This window comes from Paenibacillus jepli, assembly GCF_047238105.1.
GTDB lineage: Bacteria > Bacillota > Bacilli > Paenibacillales > Paenibacillaceae > Paenibacillus_D.
This window is the reverse complement of the sequence record NZ_JBDFMD010000001.1, coordinates 4,054,231-4,073,614: the sequence shown is the minus strand read 5'-3', so window position 1 is coordinate 4,073,614 and position 19,384 is coordinate 4,054,231. Positions and strand designations below refer to the sequence as shown.

13 protein-coding genes are annotated in these 19,384 nt (G+C 59.1%); 1 reads left to right on the top strand and 12 read right to left on the bottom strand.

The window, feature by feature from the left end:
• Position 1 precedes the first annotated feature (1 nt).
• From ABC336_RS17725 to ABC336_RS17690, 8 genes are all read right to left on the bottom strand, one after another.
• On the bottom strand, positions 2 to 1,114 hold the full coding sequence (locus tag ABC336_RS17725; RefSeq protein ID WP_413239907.1) for a DegT/DnrJ/EryC1/StrS family aminotransferase: 1,113 nt from the start codon (positions 1,112 to 1,114) through the stop codon (positions 2 to 4).
• Between the two features lie 15 nt (positions 1,115 to 1,129).
• Entirely contained in the window at positions 1,130 to 1,879 is a 750-nt protein-coding gene (locus ABC336_RS17720; protein ID WP_413239906.1) for a hypothetical protein, read from the bottom strand.
• On the bottom strand, positions 1,876 to 3,756 hold the full coding sequence (locus tag ABC336_RS17715; protein ID WP_413239905.1) for a polysaccharide biosynthesis protein: 1,881 nt from the start codon (positions 3,754 to 3,756) through the stop codon (positions 1,876 to 1,878). Before ABC336_RS17715 ends, ABC336_RS17720 begins: the two co-directional genes overlap by 4 nt.
• 44 nt (positions 3,757 to 3,800) lie before the next feature.
• Positions 3,801 to 4,493 carry a CpsD/CapB family tyrosine-protein kinase gene (locus ABC336_RS17710; RefSeq protein WP_413239904.1) on the bottom strand — a complete coding sequence of 231 codons (693 nt, stop codon included), beginning with the start codon at positions 4,491 to 4,493 and terminating at the stop codon, positions 3,801 to 3,803.
• On the bottom strand, positions 4,477 to 5,238 hold the full coding sequence (locus ABC336_RS17705; RefSeq protein ID WP_413239903.1) for a YveK family protein: 762 nt from the start codon (positions 5,236 to 5,238) through the stop codon (positions 4,477 to 4,479). Before ABC336_RS17705 ends, ABC336_RS17710 begins: the two co-directional genes overlap by 17 nt.
• A 121-nt stretch (positions 5,239 to 5,359) precedes the next feature.
• Complete coding sequence (locus ABC336_RS17700) at positions 5,360 to 6,787, bottom strand: S-layer homology domain-containing protein (protein ID WP_413239902.1); 1,428 nt, start codon at positions 6,785 to 6,787, stop codon at positions 5,360 to 5,362.
• 1,091 nt (positions 6,788 to 7,878) lie between these two features.
• Entirely contained in the window at positions 7,879 to 8,661 is a 783-nt protein-coding gene (locus ABC336_RS17695) for a tyrosine-protein phosphatase (protein WP_413239901.1), read from the bottom strand.
• 271 nt (positions 8,662 to 8,932) lie between these two features.
• Positions 8,933 to 10,609 (bottom strand): glutamine--tRNA ligase/YqeY domain fusion protein, encoded by a 1,677-nt coding sequence (locus ABC336_RS17690; protein ID WP_413239900.1) that lies wholly within the window; start codon positions 10,607 to 10,609, stop codon positions 8,933 to 8,935.
• A 589-nt stretch (positions 10,610 to 11,198) separates the two neighbouring features.
• Between ABC336_RS17690 and ABC336_RS17685 the strand changes: the two genes are divergently transcribed.
• Positions 11,199 to 11,549, top strand: a complete 351-nt coding sequence (locus tag ABC336_RS17685) for a helix-turn-helix domain-containing protein (protein WP_413239899.1) — start codon at positions 11,199 to 11,201, stop codon at positions 11,547 to 11,549.
• Between the two features lie 73 nt (positions 11,550 to 11,622).
• Here the strand turns inward: ABC336_RS17685 and ABC336_RS17680 are convergent, their stop codons facing one another.
• The 4 genes from ABC336_RS17680 to ABC336_RS17665 form a co-directional block, all read right to left on the bottom strand.
• Positions 11,623 to 12,801 carry a hypothetical protein gene (locus ABC336_RS17680; protein ID WP_413239898.1) on the bottom strand — a complete coding sequence of 393 codons (1,179 nt, stop codon included), beginning with the start codon at positions 12,799 to 12,801 and terminating at the stop codon, positions 11,623 to 11,625.
• A 162-nt stretch (positions 12,802 to 12,963) separates the two neighbouring features.
• A complete protein-coding gene (locus tag ABC336_RS17675) occupies positions 12,964 to 15,327 on the bottom strand; it encodes an S-layer homology domain-containing protein (protein WP_413239897.1) in 2,364 nt (787 codons plus the stop codon).
• Positions 15,328 to 15,452: 125 nt separating this feature from the next.
• Positions 15,453 to 16,784 (bottom strand): UDP-glucose dehydrogenase family protein, encoded by a 1,332-nt coding sequence (locus ABC336_RS17670; protein ID WP_413239896.1) that lies wholly within the window; start codon positions 16,782 to 16,784, stop codon positions 15,453 to 15,455.
• Positions 16,785 to 16,852: 68 nt separating this feature from the next.
• Positions 16,853 to 19,363, bottom strand: coding sequence for a phosphohexomutase domain-containing protein (locus ABC336_RS17665; protein WP_413239895.1), 2,511 nt, complete (start codon positions 19,361 to 19,363; stop codon positions 16,853 to 16,855).
• Positions 19,364 to 19,384 lie beyond the last annotated feature (21 nt).

Below are 19,384 nucleotides of genomic sequence, written 5' to 3'. Positions count from 1 at the left end.
CTCACCACAATCTTTTTATAATATCGGTAACCATCATTAACTGGTCGTCGGTTATCTTCGTATCTGAAGGCAAGCACATGCCCTGAGCGAATAAACGCTCACTCACCTCATTCCCTACCACATCATATCCTTGGAAAAAAGGCTGTTGATGCATAGGCTTCCATATGGGTCTTGATTCAATGTTATGCCGGTCTAGTTCTTGAATAATTTCAAGCGGCTGAACCTTGCCTGACGTTGTAATGGCGCTAAGCCAGTAGTTCGGTTCATCCCACGCGTTCTCCGGCATGAAGCCTATGCCTGCCAATCCGCTTAATTCACGCTTATAGTGTTGATAGATTGCCCGCTTCTTCGCCACCCGCTGTTCCAACACTTTCAGTTGACCCCGACCAATTCCTGCAACCACATTGCTCATCCGGTAGTTGAACCCGAGCTCACTATGTTCATAATGTCTGGCTTGATCACGTGATTGGGTAGCCCAAAACCGAGCCTTCATAATCTTTTCCTCATTGTTTGATACGAGCATGCCACCACCTGAAGTGGTAATAATTTTGTTTCCATTAAAAGAGAAGATACCGTAATCCCCAATACTTCCAGTATGCTTACCCTTATAGTAAGTTCCCAGAGACTCAGCGGCATCTTCTATCAAGACTACATTATGGTACTTGCACAACTCCACGATCCGATCCATATCTGCGGAAAGCCCATATAAATGAACAACAATAACAGCTTTTACATCTGGGTACTTATGAAAAGCTTCCTCTAATGCTAGAGGACACATATTCCAGGTTTCTTCATTACTATCAATAAATACAGGAATAGCTCCTTGATAAATGATTGGGTTGGCAGTAGCGGAGAAAGTGAGAGACTGACAGAACACGATGTCTCCTTCTCCAACAGTGGCTGCTTTAAGAGCCATATGTATGGCTGCCGTACCAGAGTTTAAGGCGGCGGCAGCTTTTGATCCTACCTTGTTAGCAAGTTCTTGTTCAAACCCATCAACATTTTCACCCAGAGGAGCTATCCAGTTAGTATCGAATGCCTGCTGTACATATTCCATCTCATATCCCTCATCACTCATGTGAGGTGAGGAGAGATAGATTCTGTCTGTGTTCATCTTAGATTCCTCCGATTAGCTACCACCCAGATCCTCTTTTTGAGATTCCTCATAATTCTTCCCTTGACTCAATCCGTATCGCTGGGCTACTTCGATCACTTCATCATACTGTTCAGGTGAAAACTTTTCTAAGATCAACTTTTTCGCTTCTCGTTTCTCTTCGACAGTCAAGCCTCCACTAGACAATTCCTGCAGTCGCTTGATATCTTCCATACTAAGCTGGCTCAAGACGATGGCAGCCACTTTGGACTTGTCCCCAATCGTCACACTATCCTGCACATGCTGAGCCTTATCCGGCGTAATCTCAGCCGAGTAACCATCCAAGTCTTCATCGGATGTACCGCCTCCGGCTGGTGTACTTTCTCCACCACTACCAGCAGTACCGGGATCCGAGCTGCCCTCAGTTCCTCCAGCAGCTAGATCTCCATCTCCACTACCCGGACTTCCGCCAGTGCCACCCTCCGTAGAGCCACTATCAGGTTGTGCAGCATCTCCGATTGCTCCGTCGCCACCCACAGGATCTGCTTCACTGCCACCAGGCTGCTCAGACTCACTGCCTGCATTAGCAGTAAGATCGCCCATGTCGAGCTCAGAGGCCATCTGTGCGAGGAACTTGTCGATGGCATAGTTGGCAGCGAAGAGGCCGCCGGCGCCGAGGATGACGACGATGGAGAGTGTCCAGAGCAGTATCTTAGGCCAGCGTTTCTTCTTACGAAAGCGTTTCTTGCGGATCCGTACTTGCTCCGTCGGCTGTTGTTCACTCATGATACGACGGCCTCCCTTTCTCGTTGAATCATTGGCTTCATGATGGAACGTTCAATCTCCTCTTCATACAACGGCACGATGCTCGTGATAGCCATTCTTACGTTATCAGCAGGTTCACTTACGACCTTCTCCAGACGCTTGACCTCCAGCTCCAGCTCGGCGCGATTGATGTTGCAAGGCTTGCCTATATAGATGCGCTCATGCGTGGTAGAGGAGATCGCCTCTTCGCTGGTCAGCAGCTCTTCGAACAGCTTCTCGCCCTCGCGCATCCCGGAGAACTCGATCGGGATGTCCGCATACGGCTCGAATCCGGAGAGCCGGATCAGGTCTTCGGCCAGCTTCAGGATCTGCACCGGCTTGCCCATGTCGAGGACGAAGATCTCGCCGCCCCTTGCGAACGAGCCAGCCTGGATGACGAGCTGCACCGCCTCCGGGATCGTCATGAAGTACCGCACCATCTCCGGATGGGTGACCGTAACCGGACCGCCCCTGGCGATCTGCTGCTTGAACCGGGGGATGACACTGCCCCGGCTGCCGAGGACATTGCCGAAGCGCACGGCGACGAACTTGGTCCGGCTATTCGCTCCCAGGCTCTGCACATACATCTCGGCGATCCGCTTGGTCGCTCCCATGATGCTGGTGGGATTGACCGCTTTGTCGGAGGAGATCATAACAAACCGCTCCGCGCCATACTTGTCTGCACAGTCTGCTACATTCTTCGTACCGAAGACATTGTTTTTGACCGCTTCGGCCGGATTACGCTCCATGAGCGGCACATGCTTGTGAGCGGCTGCGTGGAACACGACCTCCGGGCGGCAGCTGGCGAATACGTCCTCCATCCGCTCGCGGTCCTGGATGTCGGCGATGATCGTCTCCAGGTCGAGCCACGGGAACTTGGTCCGCAGTTCCATCTCTATCGTATAGATACTGTTCTCGCCATGCCCGAGCAGCAGCAGCCGGTCGGGATGGAAGGTGCCGATCTGGCGGCACAGCTCGGATCCGATCGATCCGCCGGCGCCAGTGACCAGTACCGTTTTGTTCTGTACATAATTGGCGATTCCCTCAAGATCCGTGATGACGGGATCGCGGCCGAGCAAGTCTTCGACGCTGACTTCCCGGATCGCCTTCACGGAGACGCGGCCTGTGATCAGGTCATTGAGCGCCGGGATCATCTTCACCTTGGCACCGGATGCCAGACTGCTGTTGATGAGCTCAGAGATCGCCTTCCGGGGAACAGACGGCATGGCGATGATGATCTCCGCGATGCCATGCTCCCGGACGACGGATTGGATCGCTTCCCGGTCCCCGAGTACGGGCAGTCCGTACACCTGCATCCGCTGCTTGAGCGGATCGTCGTCGATGAAGCCGACCAGCTTCCATTCTTCAAATGCCGGATTCTGCAGCTCCTTGGCGATCAGCGCGCCGCAGTCTCCTGCCCCGATAATCAGCACGGGCTGCTGGGTTCGCTGCTGTTCCTTCTTGACCTTGCGATTGCGCACCATCCGCCAGAAGAAGCGAATCCCGCCAGATAGCAGCAGCATCGTCTCCAGCGTGCGCACGGCGACCCCGATCGGTACAAGCTCGCGCAGCAACAGCGACGTGATGACATACGAGAACACCCAGCCGATCGAGACAGCCTTGAGGATCGCGAGGATCTCGCTGATGCTCGCATATTGCCACATCCGGTGGTAGAGACGGTAATATACCATGGCTGTGCCGCAGACGATCATAGACACGGCTGAGTAGATCAGGAACTGCATCTGGACCGCTTGCGGCAGCGTGCCGTTATACTTGAACAGATACGAGGTGCCGATACTGAACCATACGATGACGATATCTACGACAAACAATGCCAGCAGCTTCTGCTTGGTACTCATGTCTCGCCTCCTTGCTCTTTGCCCTTGCTGTCGGTACCCGGGGGCTACTTGCCCACTTCTGTCCCATAATAATAGTAATAGTATTCTTCGGAAGACTTGCGCTTCACGTTGTTCATGACGACACCCAGGATCCGGGCGCCTACCTTGTCCAGGTTGGCCTTGGCCTTGATGGCGATATCCCGCTTCACCTTGCCGTAATCGATGACGAGCAGGACGCCGTCGCATTTGGTCGAGATGATCTGGGCATCGGTCACCGCCAGCAGGGGCGGCGAATCGATAAGGACGATATCATAACGATTGCGCAGCTCGCCGATCAGCGCGCTCATGCGCCGGGAGGCGACCATCTCCGCCGGATTGGGCGGGATCGGTCCCGCTGTGATGACTGTAAGACCGGGCACCAACGTCTGCTGCATCACATCCTCCAGCGCACACTGCTGCGAGAGCAGGGATGAGAGTCCGAACCGGTTGCTGACACCGAAGGTGTGGTGCTCGGTCGGCTTGCGCATATCGGCATCGACCAGGACAACCGAACGGTCCATCTGGGCGTAAGTGACGGCAAGGTTGGCGATGGTCGTCGACTTGCCCTCGCCCGGTCCGGCCGAGGTGACCATGATGACCTGCATCGAGTCGTCGATCGCCGAGAAATCCACATTGGTCCGCAGGGAGCGGTAAGCCTCCGAGACCGGCGACTTCGGATTGGTGACGGTGATCAGATGACGCTTATTTGACAGAGACACGTTCGAGCTCACCCGCTTTCTGATAGGCTTGACTCTGCTGCAGGGTCTTCTGCTTCTCCTGCTGATCCACGCGTGTGATCATGGCCAGTGTAGGCAGTCCGAGCGCCTGCTGGATATCCTCTTCGGTCTTGAGCGTATCGTCCATATATTCGAGCAGGAAGGCAATCCCGGCCCCCACCATCAGGGACACGATGAAGCCGATCGCGATGTTCAGCGGGATGTTCGGCGCGACAGGAGACGGTGTAATGTCCAGCTTGGCCTCATTGAGGATCGAGACATTCTCGACATTGAACAGCTGCGGGATCTCCTGCTGGAAGATGAGCGACACGGCATTAACGATCTCCGCTGCCCGGCGATAGCTGGTGTCCTGGATGCTCAGTGTCATCACTTGCGTATTATTGACCGAGTTGACTTGGATGCGCTCGATCAGCTGCTCCGAGGTCAGCCCGAACTCCGGGTGCCGGGCGACGACCTGGTCCATGATCGCAGGGGTGCGGATAATCTCTTTGTATGTATCGATCATGCGGATATTGGTATTAATCTCATTGAGATCGAGCTGCCCTGCAACAGCTTCGCCGCCGGCGCGATTGACGATAATCTTGGTCGAGGCTTGGTACACAGCTTCTTTGAAGAACATGCTATAGATCGCTGCAGCCAGGGTAGACAAGAGAACGATCGCCACGATAAGCCAGATGCGCTTGCGCAGGATACGGAAGTAATCCCGCAGGTCTAATTCAGTGGACAACGTAAATTCCCTCCATAACTTCTGAGTCGCTGTACGCTCGGTAATAAAACGTGCAAAGCATCCTCCTCTCATCGGTAGAGAGAAGAGGATGCTGTTGCCTGACTTGAGTTAGATGTCGTTATTATTCTGTAAAGTTGAATGCACGGTAGACCATAACAGCCGCTTCAGCACGGTTGGCATTGTCGTTCGGCAGGAAGTTGCCTTGGTAGCCGATGATCAGCTCTTTGCTGGCTGCCAGCGCTACGCCGGATCTCAGTGTCGCATGGATCGAGCCTGCATCGATGAATGCGGCCAGCGAGCCTTCTACGTCAGCTACGTCCTCGAGCTCATGGGTGATCTTCAGCGTACGAGCCAGCATCGTGGCCATCTCGGCACGGGTGATCAGCGCATTCGGTGCAAAAGATGTCGCGGAACGGCCGTTGATGATGCCCAGATCGGCTGCTGCTGCAACATAAGGCGCGAACCAGTCGCCAGCGTTCACATCCGCGAAGTTCTCCGTCGCCGAGGAGTTCTCCAGGTTCATCGCACGCACGAGCATCTTGGCGAACTCGGCACGGGTGATGTTGTCACGCGGTACGAATTGGCCGGCTGCTCTGCCCTGGATAGCGCCTTTGGCTGCCATAACCTGGATCTGACGACCTGCCCAAGCGCTGACGCTGCCGATATCGTTGAAGCTGACGCGGTTCTCGACGATCACGTATGAGGAGAACGAGTCACGCGGCTCGACGATGTGCTGGCCACGCAGGAAGCCGCCATGGGATTCCAGACTGCCGTTCACAATCTTGGCCAGCGAGAGCAGTTCCTCGTCCAGACCGTCGGTGTTGGCTACAGGCACCTTCAGCGTAACCGGCAGGTCGAAGGTCGTAACCGTGTTGCCGCCGACGGTGAGGTCGAAGCTGTACACGCTCGATGCGGTACGGACACCTGTCAGAGCCGGTTCTTCACTTGGCGATTGACGCTCGACCGAGAGGTTCACGGCGCCGCCGGAGAACGTGTTGCTCGCTGGAACCGTCACGCTCAGGCGGTCGGCTACGATCTCGAAGCCAGCCACTCCAGCTGCACGGGCAGCGGCGAAGACCGCTTGGGAGATCGTCACGGACACTTGGTCCTGCTCCACTGCGCCCAGATTGACGATCACGACGCGTGGCTTGAGGTCAGCCGTCGATCCGGGAGCCAGGCTCTCCAGCGTCGACTTGATCTCGCTGATACCCGCGATGATCGCGAGCAGACCTGCATCAGGGATATTCGCTGTCGCTACGCCGTCAGCAACGGTAACATCGGATGCTCCGTTGTAGCTGGAGATCTTCTCGATGGCTACGACTGCTGCGTCGATCGCTTTGGCGATCAGCTCAGCGCGCTCGGTCGGCGATGCGCCTTCCAGACCAGCCAGGATCTCTCTCACCTCATCGATAGCTGCGTCTACAGTTCCCGGTACGTCAACTGGCGTGCCTGGATCTACTGGTCCCGGTGTAACTGGGAATCCGCCGCCGCCACTCCATGGTGGAGGGGTTACGGTGCTGGTGATTGTAACTTCTTCCTCGAACAGCACCCTCTCGTTAAAAGTTGCTGTAATTATAGTGGTCTGACCTGAAGAAGAAGCAGTAAATCTGCTACCACTCACGGTTACATTACTGTTAGAAGATCTCCATGTTAGCCCACTTGTGACATCTACTCCAAGAACACTTAGGGTATACGTGCGAGAGAGCCCATCTCTTGTAAAGTTAACATCAGCCTCTGCGCGAAGGTAAGCCAGCGCCAGTGCTTTAGTCGCATTCTCGTAGCTTGGGAATGTAGTTGCAAAGTTAGAGTATACGTCTAGGATATCCTCAACTGAGACGTCTTCATCCTCATCAGCTTCATTATCCAGGTTATTAATGGCGGTGATAATTGGATTAGGATTATTACGCACTGCAGCAATGATGTCTTTAATAAATTCTTCTCTGGCTGCTTGTGCATTATCAGCGATGAACGGAACAAGATCAGCAATAGAGTTGACTTGTCCTTTCGCTGCTTCTTCTAACACATTTACCAAATCGACTACATCATTAGCAGTGATAGGATCAATTCCAGCAGCTTCCTCAATCAGCTCTAAGCCTCTCAGGATATCAGCATCTTCACGGATCTCTGCAAGGTCTGTCAGATTAGGATCATAATAGGCTCCACCCAACGACGAGAGCAATTTAAACAGTGCAAACTGGACGTCAATGGCATCATCAGGATCAGCGAAATGATGAGAAATTTTAACCCATACTGGGTTAATGATACTATTCACTTGGTTTTCAGTTACATTTGACAAATCTGTACGGAACTGTTGCACATCCTCTACACCCTGCGTTCCACCTGCTTCCAAAGCCGCATGAATGGCATTTACCTTGCTTACAAATGCTGGATCAAGAGCTTCAGCCGCACTTGCCACATTAACCTGAATACCCACCTTTTCGGCGAGTCCTTTGCTGCTCAGAGGGATTCCTGCAAAAGCAGTGGCAGCCATGGAAGCTGCAAGCGTGGAAATCGCGATTTTTCTTTTCATTGTCACTTTCTCTTCACCTCATCTAGTTTTTTGTTGGTATGTTGTCAAATTATGACGAAATATGTAGCGAATCAAGCCTATTCTAGCATTAGAAATATGAGAGAGTCAAATCATTTCCGGAAAATCCTTGTAATTTTATCCCATATATTGTTATTCGAAGACGGAATTGATGGCGCTTCCGCGAACGGTCCGTCTGCCGCTACGGCTTCGGCATTGCTGAGAAAATAGTCCTTCCACGGCGTCCCCAGCTGGCGCTCGATCTCGTCGTAAGCCTCTCTCATCCGGAAGCCCCGGCGTTCGATATGGTGCGCGTCCGAGGAGACGATGTGGATCAGTCCGCTGCGGCTCAGCGTCCACGCGGACTCCTGGCATCGCTTGCCGAAGCCGCCCAGCAGCGAAGCGGCGGTCACCTGGCCCCAGGCCCCGGCCTCGATCAGCTCGGACAGCCGCTGCGGCTGCTTCATGATCGGCGCATTGCGCTCGGGATGGGCGATGATCGGCCGCAAGCCGAGCACCCGCAGCTCGTGGATCAGCTCTGGCATCCCGGCGGGGATGTCCGTGAAGGGCAGCTCGATCAGGATGTAAGAGGTGTCGCCCAAGGTTAACAGCTCGCCCCGATCCCATGCCTCGAACAGCTCGCCGTGCACCCGGATCTCCTGACCCGGCCGGACCTGCACCGCGATCCCCTCGCCATCCAGCCGCTCCTGGAGCTCGCCGGTCAGCTGGCGCACCCCGTCAGCCGGATTGCGCCACGAGCCGCTCGCATGGTGCGGCGTCGCGATGATCGTCGTGATGCCCTCGGCCGCAGCCGCCCGTGCCATCGCCAGCGCCGCCTCCCAGTCGGCAGCCCCGTCGTCGATCCCCGGCAGGATATGTGTATGTATATCTATCATGCGTGACTCTCCTTTGGTCATCTAGAGGCAGATAGACTCTATGAGCCTATTTCACCATTCTACCACAGGCTGAACCATCAATTGACAAAAAAGTCTCGTCATTTCCTCCAAAACCGCTATTTTCATGACAATTCTATGTCGAATGTCGTCAGAAATCAACAGAAAAAGTCCCGCACGGCACATCATGAATGTACCATGCGGGACTTGACAAAAGGTTTACAAGCTTGCTAGTTTTAACAATTCTTTAGCGAGTGTTCTACGCTTAGGGAACTTACTTCTTCGGATCAAACGAACTTTTCAGCGAGACGATCCGGTTGAACACCGGGCGCTCGGGAGACGTCAGCTTGGGATCGACATTGAAGTAGCCGTGACGGAAAAACTGGAACTTGTCGCCCCCTTGCGCGCGCTGCATATCCGGCTCCACAAAGCCGCTCAGCACCTCTAGCGAATTCGGGTTGGCGCGCTCCAGATAGGTCGCCTCCTCATCCTCTGTCTCTTCGGTGATCAGCGGCTCGAACAGACGGAACTCGGCCGGCACGGCCTGCGAAGCCTCGACCCAGTGGATCGTTCCCTTGACCTTGCGTCCGGTGAAGCCGGAGCCGCTCTTGGTGGCGGGATCATAGGTGCAGCGCAGCTCGATCACTTCGCCCTGCTCGTCCTTGATCACTTCCTGGCAGACGATGAAGTACGCATGCTTCAGTCGCACCTCGTTGCCGGGGAAGAGACGGAAATACTTGCTCGGCGGATCCTCCATGAAATCATCGCGCTCGATATAGATCTCCCGGGAGAACGGGATGCGCCGCATCCCCATCGCTTCGTTCTCGGCATTGTTCTCCGCATCGAGCAACTCGCTCTCGCCCTCGGGGTAGTTGGTGATGACGACCTTGAGCGGCCGCAGCACCGCCATCGTCCGCAGTGCCTTCAGCTTCAGATCCTCGCGGATAAAATGCTCCAGCATGCGCTCATCTACCGTGCTGTTGGCGCGGGCTACGCCGATCTCCCGGCAGAAGGCGCGGATCGCCTCGGCTGTGTAGCCCTTCCTGCGCATCCCCGAGATCGTCGGCACGCGCGGATCGTCCCAGCCGTCGACCACGCCTTCGTCGATGAGCGCCTTGACGAGCCGTTTGCTCATGACGGTGTTGGTGACATTGAGCCGGGCAAACTCATACTGGCGCGGCTGCGCCTCCATCTCGCACTCCCGGATCACCCAGTCGTAGAGCGGCCGGTGGTCTTCGAACTCCAGCGTGCAGATCGAGTGCGTCACCCCTTCGATCGCATCGCCGAGCGGATGGGCGTAATCGTACATCGGATAGATGCACCAGGCGTCGCCCGTCCGGTGATGATGGGCGTGGGCGATCCGGTAGAGCACCGGGTCGCGCATGTTCATATTGGGCGAAGCCATGTCGATCTTGGCCCGCAGCACCTTGGAGCCGTCGATGTACCTGCCCTCCCGCATCTCGGCCAGCAGCGTCAGGTTCTCCTCTATGGACCGCCCCCGGTACGGACTCTCCTGTCCGGGCTCGGTCAGCGTCCCCCGCGTCTCCCGGATCTGCTCGGCGTTGAGGTCGCACACATAGGCCTTGCCCTTGCCGATCAGCAGCCGCGCCCGCGCATACATCTCCTCGAAGTAGTCGGAAGCAAAACACAGCTCGTCCCACTCAAAGCCCAGCCACTTCACATCCTCCTGGATGGCCCGTACGAACTCTGTGTCTTCCTTGAGGGGGTTGGTATCGTCAAACCGCAGGTTGGTCCGTCCCTTGAACTCGTCCGCCAGCTCGAAGTTCAGGCAGATCGATTTGGCATGGCCGATGTGCAGATAACCGTTGGGCTCCGGCGGGAACCGGGTGACGACGGTATCCACGCGTCCGGCGCTGAGGTCGCCTTCGACGATGGTTTTGAGAAAATTCGAAGATGAAGACTTGTTGTCCGAGATTGCCTTATTATCCATAGTGATCAACCTTCCCGCTTGGTAATGTCCATCCTCTTATAATACACAAATTTGCGTTGGAATATAAGGGAAAGCGCGAGATTCGCCGCCAGAGCGCGGTTATCCGGCCGGCATCCGTTCGGGATCGGCTGGCAGCAGCAACATTTGGCCTGTTCGGAACGTTTTTAATAGGGGAGACCCGCTCGCTGCATCATAGGCTTATGATGCTTTTTTGGCGTTTGCCCGGCGGCCGGAGCATTTTTTTTGAAAAAAAGTGGTCCTTTTCTGGCGTATATACGTATTACTACTTAATATAGTTCTAAATACTCATTTTTGAGCAAAATATAAATCCCAACCTGTCGCCCGCACCCAATCCTAATTTTTGGTTGAATGACACGGATGCAGACAGTGCCAATCTGTTGCAAAAGGACGGATTAACGTGCAAGGGCGCGATTTACATGCTATAATTAGTTGCCTTTAGCTGTTGTCTTTCTGACACGCAGGACTGAAGACCAGGTGTGTATCTACCGAATTAATATGATGATATGTGATTAATATCCTACGAATTGTTTAAAAAAATAAGTATAAAGTCCTCCAGGGGGTTGTGCACATGTTCTCCAAACGGTTGAAATTGCTCCGGAAGAAAAGGAAGTTCTCCATGCAGGAGCTAGCAGATGAAGTAGGCGTCGCCAAAAGTACATACGCCGGATATGAATCGGGGTACCGCCAGCCGACACTGGAGACGATCCAGCAGATCGCCAAGAAGCTGAACACATCGGCTGACTATTTATTGGGACTTACGGACTATATTGAGCCGCAGGAGCCCAGCAGCAATGCAAGGGAGCTGCTCAACTATGAGCAGCTCCACTGGGACGGGATTCCGCTAGAAGAGGAAGACCTCGAGCTCGTCCGCCGTCTCCTGGAGCGCGTCGTCAAAGACCGCTCGAGCAAAGATGTGTAACTAGACTGCGGCTGTACAGGCCTGCCCCCGCCTGTACAGCCTTTTCTCGTATTCCGAACCTCGCTTGCGCTTGTCACATCTTGGCCTGGATCCGGCTGGTCGCCCGCTCGCGGATCGTCGCCTTGGTCTGTTCATACTCCTGATCCCACTTCTTGCCCGCCGCGAAGCTCAGCTTCGCCTTGGCGAACTCCGACTCCGCCTGCGCGATCAGCCGCTCATACTCACGGTCGCAGCGTTGCTCGGCCTCACTTACCTGCTCCATCATATCCTGTTCCGCCGCGCCCGTCATCGATACGCCGTCCGCCTGGTCCAGCAATGACAGGATACTGCCCAGCATCTGCTCAGCTTCCGCAACACAGCTCGCTTTGAGCGTCTGCAGCTGCTTGTGGTAACTGGCGGTCAGCTGCTCGGCGTTCGGTTTCCCGGCCGCTTGGCGTTGCTCCGGCGTCTGCCGGACGGAGGCAGCGTCGGCCGACTGGCCAGACGGCTCCGGAGCGGACGACGCTCCGGCACTCGCCCCGTCTGCAGCTGGCGCTGGCGGCTCACTTGCCTCTGCGGATTGGCTGGTCGGGGACGGCTTATCAGCCGGCTCTACTGGCGAGCTGTCCGGGCCTTGTCCCGCTGACGCGCCGGGCGGCTGCGAGCTGCCTTGAGCCGGCTGGTTCGCCTGCTTTTGCGCCTGACGGTACTCGTAGATGATCCGGTCCCGCTCGGCATCATCCTTCACCCCCACCGCCTCGATGGGGTAGTCGGGGTCGAGGATGACCAGATTTTTGCCATACTCGGAAGTAATCGCCCGCAGCGCCTCGATCTCCTCCGGCCTCAGCTTGGCAAGCAGCATATCGCGGATGTTCTGCTTCTCCTCGGTCGATAGCGTGTCCGTAGATTTGCCCATCAGATAATACATCTCACGGAAGGACAACCCGGACTGCAGCAGGATGGCCGCCGCACCCAGCGCATCGTCACTCTGGATCGGCTTGTCCGCCAGTGTATCGGCCTTGCTCACAGCGCCGCTGAGCGATGCCGGCAGCTGCCCGCCGCCCCCGCTGCCGCCGCCGTCCGCTTCGCCAGCTCCGGCCGGATCGCCCGGCTCTGCCCCCTCGGCTGTCTGTTCGGTCTGCGCCAGATGGCGTTCCACGATATCGCCGAGGTCCATCGACGTCAGCTTCCAGTAGAGCAGCCCGGCTGCGATCACCATCAAGAACCCCAACACGCCCGTCGTCCACAGCGTAATCTTCCATACTCGCTTCATGCTTGTCCTGCCTCCCTTGCCTGGATGATGTACACTCCCCACTAATCAGGTGCTTAACGGGGCCCCGAGACCCTATTTCCAGTAAAAACGAAGTAAGCCGGAAGACAGCCCTGCGGCTTGTCTTCCGGCTCTTGGTTGGTTGGCGTCAAGTGCGCTGCCCTTCTACTGCTCCAGCAGCTCCAGCATCCGGTAGATGACGACTGCGCCTTCCGCGCGGGACGTGTCCCGGTTCGGATGGAAGCTGCCGCCGCTGCCGACGATCAGTCCCTGCTGCGCGGCGAAAGCGACGCCCGGCTTCAGTGTGTCATGGATCTGTCCGCTGTCGGCGAACACGCCGTTCAGTCCATCTGTCCCCGCTTCTGTCTCATCCGCGCTCTCCAGCTGCACGCCGCGCGTGATCATCGTCGCCATCTCGGCGCGGGTGATCGGTGCGTGCGGGGCAAATGTGCCCGCATCCCGGCCCTGGATGATGCCGTGTGTGAACGCCGACTCGACGAATGGCGCGAACCAGTCGCCCGAGGCTACGTCAGCGAAGCCGGCTGTACTGCCGCCCTCCGGTAGCTCCAGCGCCAGGACGAGCATCTTGGCAAATTCGGCCCGGGTAATCTTGGCCTGTGGCGCAAAGTTGCCGTCGCCGGTCCCCTCGATGATGCCCTTGGCTGCGATTGCCTGGATCTGCACACCTGCCCAGGACCGCACGCTGTCGATATCGCGGAAGCTTGCGCCTGCCGAAGGCTGGCTCACCAGCGCGATCGCCACCTTGCCGCTAAGCGACTCGATGACGGAGCGCCCGCCGTTCACCGCAGCGACCTCCTGCAGCTCACCGTCCACGATCGGCGCCGCCGAGACGATCTCTTCCGGCTGTTCACCCGTGCCGCTGGTCGGCACCTCGATCTGGATCGGCTGCTCGAGTGACTCCACCGGCTGGCCGCCCTCCTGGATCTCCAACTCGTACGCTTCCGAGCTGCTGCCGCCGCTTGGCGGAGCGGAAGCGCCGAAGCTGAAGGTCAGGTCGGAGCTGAACTGGCCGATCGGGATATTGACCCGCATGCCGTCGGCGATGAAGGTGACGGTCGTGATGTCCGCCTGCTTCAGGCTCGCCAGGATGTCGGCGGAGAGCCGGATGTCCAGCGCCTGTCTTCTCAGCCGCTCGAAGTCAAAGGTGAGCGCAGGGTACAGGAAGTCCAGCGATCCGCCCAGCTCGCCGAGCTGCTCGGTGATGATGGTCCCGGCCGCAGCCTGATCGTTGATCATCGGCTGGACCACCTGCAGCGACGGCGCGAACTGCGCCCGCTGGCCGCTCCGGTCGATCAGGGAGGCGATATCCGGCGTCACGAACGGCTCCCATGTCCGCTCCGAGAGCCGCTGTCCCTGACGGATCAGCGCTTGACGGCGCTGCTCGTTCGCCCCCGGCAGCCTGGCGATCAGCCGCTGCATGTCGTCGACATAGCCGCTGAGGAAGTCGCCGCCGCCTTCGTAGACCGTGATCTCCTTCTGGAAGATGATCCGCCCCAGCGCCGGCACCTCGGCGCGGATCGTCGCGGTGCCGGAGCGCGCATTGTTAATCAGCGTCACGACGCCCGAAGGCGAGATCTCCAGGTTGCCGCCCTCGGATACCTTGGACCACTCCAGTGCGATCCGCGGCACCTCGATGCCGAAGACGCTTAGCGAGAAGGTGTGCCGCTTCCCGTTAGGCGAGACCTCCACGCTCTCTTGCGCTTCGGAGCGCAGGTAGGCGAAGACCATCGCTTCGATCCCCGACACTTCATTCTGCAGCGTCTGCCGGAAGTTCATGCTCGTAGCGATGATGTCCTGCTCGTTCACCCCCAGCTCGCCGAGGATGGCGCTGACTCTGTAGTTGCCGGTATCCCGCAGCACGGCAGCCAGCGAGGAACGGAGCAGCGCGTTGCGGCGCGTCTCGTCCGCCAGCAGCAGCGCCAGCTCTGCCGAGGAGCGGCCGGACAGCTGTGCCCGGAACTCGCCCTCGACGCCGCGCTTGCCCTCGCTGCCGAAGATGAACTCGAAGATATCCGGAACCGTGAGGTCGGTCTGCTCGCCGTAGCCTGCGGCCGCTGCGACAGCGACCAGCGCCTGCCGGTACTGCGGATCGTTGCGGATCGCTTCCAGATCGGTCAAGTTGGGATCGTACCAGATGCCGCCGACGGCCGTGACGAATTCGAACAGGCTCTGCTTGATCGTCTCGTGCTCGTCTTCGGGCAGATCGTCCGCCAGCTTGTTCCAGATCGGATCGATGGCACTGCCATGCTCTTCATAGGTCAGCGTCCGGATCTCATCCCGCAGCGCCCGTACATCGAGCACATCCTGCTCGTCGATATGCAGCCCGGCATGGATGGCGCGGATCCTCTCCAGGAACGCCTCGCTGAAGAACGGCCGCTCCTCTGCGTAGGCTGCCTGGATGCCGGTCAGCTCCGCTAGTCCTTTGCTGCTCAGGGGGATCCCTGCCAGCGAACTGCCTACCAGACTAACTGCTACTGTAGCGGTCACAACTTTTGTTTTCCATTTCACGGTTCCTTCACCTCTCCAGTCATATTAAGTGTTGTATAGTAGTGCTAGATAATACTTGCAAGGCAATTGCTCTTCAACCGAATCTGGACAACGTTGCTATGGCTGTTTATTTCCGGCCCTGCCTGCTAGACCAGCTCGCCTACCTGCGGACGCTCGTTGTAGAGTGCCGGGCGGCCTACCGGGTAGTAGGCAAAATGCGTATTCATCAGCTTCTCGGCGCCATACAGGTTGCGGCCGTCGACGAGCACCTGCTCCCGCATGCTTTGCTCGACCGCCTCCAGATCGACCTTGGCATAGTCCTCCCACTCGGTGAGCAGGCAGACCGCGTCGGCGCCGCTCGCCGCTTCCTCGGCGCTCGCGCACCAGACGATCGCGGGATCATCCATCAGCTGACGGAAGCCCGCCATCGCCACCGGATCCGTCACTCGCGGTACTGCGCCCAGCTCCAGCAAGCGCTGGATGATCTCCACTGCCGGCGATTCGCGGACATCATCGGTCTCCGGCTTGAAAGCCAGCCCCCAGATCGCAACCGTCCTGCCCTGCAGGCTGCCCAGCGCATGCTCGAGCTTGTCGATGACGCCGAACCGCTGGTGCTGGTTCACCTCGACAACCGACTTGAGCAGCTTGAAGTCGTAGGCGACATTGCCGGCGATCTGGATGAGCGCCTTGGTGTCCTTGGGGAAACAGGACCCGCCGTAGCCGATACCGGCCTGCAGGAACGAGCCGCCGATCCGCCGGTCCAGCCCCATGCCCCGCGCCACCTCGGTGACGTCAGCGCTCACTTTCTCGCAGATGTTGGCAATCTCGTTGATAAACGAGATCTTCGTCGCCAGGAACGCGTTGGACGCGTACTTGATCATCTCAGCGCTGCGGATATCCGTAACGACGACCTGGTCTGTGAGCGGCTGGTGCAGCGTCATCAGACGCTCGATGGCGTGCGGACTCTCGGCGCCGATCACCACGCGGTCCGGATGCATCGTATCGTGGACCGCCGAGCCTTCGCGGAGGAACTCCGGGACAGAGGCGACATCGAACGGATGCGTCGTCCCCTTCGCGATCAACGACTGGATCCGCTCATTGGTGCCGACGGGCACGGTGCTCTTGGTGACGATGATCTTGTAGCCGTTCAGCGTGTAGGCGATCTCGCGCGCCGCCGTCTCGACATAGGTCATGTCCGCCTCGCCGCTCGCCAGCGGCGGCGTGCCGACGGCGATCACCACCAGCTCGGCCGCCGGCATCGAGGCCTCCAGATCGGCCGAGAAGCTCAGCCGACCGGCCGCCGTATTGCTCGCGATCAGCTCCTGCAGCCCCGGCTCGTAGATCGGCACGCCGCCTTCGCGGAGCAGCCGGATCTTGTCCATATCCTTGTCCACACAGATGACCTGGTGGCCCAGCTCGGCGTAGCAGACGCCGGAGACCAACCCTACATAGCCCGTACCGATTACCGTAATCTTCATCTCGTCCACTCCCCGTTTTATAGTTGTGATGCGCTTCCTGACCAAAATTGCGCCCTTGGAGCAGCCGCTTAAAGGATCGATTCTATTGCTACCAACAAGCTTGACCGGATGGCTGCCGCCAGACGGCGGCTCGCTGCGGCCGTCTCGGCCCGGCAGCCATAGTACAGTGTCAGCACCGGCTCGGCGCTGGACGCCCTTACGGCGCACCAGGCTCCACCCTCCAGCTGGTACTTGATGATCTCGCCCGCCGGCAGCCCCGTCGGCTCGACCCGGCCTGACTGGCGGTGCCGGATCTCGCCTGTGCCATAGTCGCATACCGCGCTCACCTGGAGCGCGCCGAGCGACAGCGGCGGCTCCGCCCGCAGCTTCTCCATCGCATTGCGGATCCGCTGCCAGCCTTCGAGCCCTTTGTAGGCCAGGCTGACCTGATCCTCCAGATGATGGCCGTACTGCTCGTAGATCTGCTGCAGCCGATTGGCCAGCGTGAGCTTCTTGCCCTTGTAGTAGGCGGTCATCTCCGCGATCAGCATCGCCGTCTGCAGCGCATCCTTGTCCCGTACGAAATCGGCCGGCAGGTAACCGCCATTCTCGTCGTAGGCAAAGCGGAACGGCGGCGGAGCGGCAGGGGCCGGTTCGGCGCCAGCGGCGGCCGGGACCGGGACACGTGCGGGCGCAGCCGCTGCACGGCCCGGTGAAGGCGCGACCGGGGCCGAGGAGGCCAATCCGGCGCTCGCTGGAGCAGAGGCCGGAGCGCCGGCGGGACCGAGCGGACCGCCGCTTGATGCAGCAGGAGCCGGCTGGGCCGGAGGCGTGGCCGGTTCGGCGTCCGCTGCGACGGAAACCGGGACACTGGCGGGTGCAACCGCTGCAAGGCCCGGTGAAGGCACGGCCGGGGCCGAGGAGGCCCATCCGGCGCTCGCTGGAGCAGAGGCCGGAGCGCCGGCGGGCCCGAGCGGACCGCTGCTTGACGGAGCAGGAGCCGGCTGGGCCGGAGGCGTGGCCGATTCGGCGCTAGGTGCGGCAGAGGCCGAGCGCCCTGAGGCCGGGGCGGCAGTCTGCTCCGCGCGAGCTCCGGCCATCCGTCCCAGGCGGGCTCCGCCAAGTGCAGCCGCCTGTCCGGAGCCCCGCTCCGCTGCGGCAGAGGGAGCCGCGATCGGCAGGCGACCGGCTTGTCCCGGTGCGCCTGGCGCTGGGCCCGCCGGCAGCACCTGCTGCCGGAGCGCCCGGACCACTGCGCCGGGCTGCGGCTGCGGTGCCAGCCGGCGTTGCCCGGATGACGCCGGGGCCTCGTGCAGCACCGGCTCGCCGGCAATCGGCAGTTCCGCTCGTCGGCTCGCCGCCGAGCCAGGCCAGGGCTGCACCGCAAGCTGCAGTTCCAGCGCCTCGCGGCTCGCCATCGCCGAGGCGATATGACGGAAGCCCGGCAATGTGCGACTGAGCTCCATCCCGTAACGCTTGGCGATGCTGTCGGCCAATCCGCCTGTAAGCACACTGGTGTAGATAGATCCAGTTGCTGCCGATTTGTCGAGGCGCTTGAGCTGCATGCACACATATTCGAGCAGCAGCGCCCCTGTCTCGTCCGGCTGCAGCGTCCGGTACCCGCCGCCGCTCTCGCGGATCGTCAAGGTGAGACGCTGCGCTTCCGGATCCATCGCCAGCACGACGTCCGCCTGCACCGACCGCGCCAATCGGATCGCCGGCTCCAGCGCTTCCGGCCGGGACGGGTCAGGATGCGGCACCGCCGAGAAGAACGGATCCGGACCCGCCTGCTCCACGACCTCGGTCACATCGGTATACTTGGCTCGCGCCAGCATCCGCCGGAGCGCCTCGCCGCCGGTGCCGTGAAGCGCCGTTACGACGATTCTGACGGCGGCAGCCTTGTTCTTGCTGATCTTGGCGAGCGGTACGCTGGCTGCCAGATTGCGCTGGTAGGCCTGATCCAGCTCCTTGCCGACGAGGACGAGCAGCTCCTTCTCCAGCGCATCCTGTTGATTCATCAGCGGGATGCCGAGCTCGTCCTCCAGCGTGTCCAGCCTGCTCGCCAGCGCGGCGCTCGCTTCCTGCGTCAATGGCGAGCCGTCCTCGCCGTACAGCTTGCAGCCGTTGTATTCCCGCGGATAGTGTCCCGCCGTGATGACGATGCCCGCAGCCGCCTCCAGCCAGCGGACCGCATACGATAGCTGCGGTGTCGGCCGCGATTGCTCCAGCAGATACGCGCGGATGCCGCAATGGGCCAGCACCTGGGCTGCCTGCTGGGCAAATCCCCTTGACGAGAGCCGTCCGTCGAAGCCGATGACGACGCCGCGTCGCCGCAGCCGCTCGCCTCCGGCGCTGAGCTCGTCTGCGAGCGCCCTGGCAATCCGGCGGATCGTGTAGATGTTGACCCGGTTGCTGCCTACGCCCACCCGTTCGCGGATGCCCTCGGTGCCGATGACCAGGTGACGGTAGAAGCGGTCGGTCATCTCGCCCGCCTTGAGCTCGCTGAGCTCCTTGCGCAGGTACCCCGGCAGATCCGCATGCAGCCAGCGACGGTAACGGATTTGTATCTGATGATCCAGTTGTGCTGCGATGGCATTCATAGCTCGATTCCCCTTCGACTT

Excerpts from the sequence above, each read along its gene's own strand:
- ABC336_RS17695 (WP_413239901.1), bottom strand. The coding sequence starts at position 8,661 with ATGATAGATATACATACACATATCCTGCCGGGGATCGACGACGGGGCT.
- ABC336_RS17665 (WP_413239895.1), bottom strand. The coding sequence starts at position 19,363 with ATGAATGCCATCGCAGCACAACTGGATCATCAGATACAAATCCGTTAC.
- ABC336_RS17725 (WP_413239907.1), bottom strand. The coding sequence starts at position 1,114 with ATGAACACAGACAGAATCTATCTCTCCTCACCTCACATGAGTGATGAG.
- ABC336_RS17680 (WP_413239898.1), bottom strand. The coding sequence starts at position 12,801 with ATGAAGCGAGTATGGAAGATTACGCTGTGGACGACGGGCGTGTTGGGG.
- ABC336_RS17715 (WP_413239905.1), bottom strand. The coding sequence starts at position 3,756 with ATGAGTACCAAGCAGAAGCTGCTGGCATTGTTTGTCGTAGATATCGTC.
- ABC336_RS17685 (WP_413239899.1), top strand. The coding sequence starts at position 11,199 with ATGTTCTCCAAACGGTTGAAATTGCTCCGGAAGAAAAGGAAGTTCTCC.
- ABC336_RS17720 (WP_413239906.1), bottom strand. The coding sequence starts at position 1,879 with ATGAGTGAACAACAGCCGACGGAGCAAGTACGGATCCGCAAGAAACGC.
- ABC336_RS17670 (WP_413239896.1), bottom strand. The coding sequence starts at position 16,784 with ATGAAGATTACGGTAATCGGTACGGGCTATGTAGGGTTGGTCTCCGGC.
- ABC336_RS17690 (WP_413239900.1), bottom strand. The coding sequence starts at position 10,609 with ATGGATAATAAGGCAATCTCGGACAACAAGTCTTCATCTTCGAATTTT.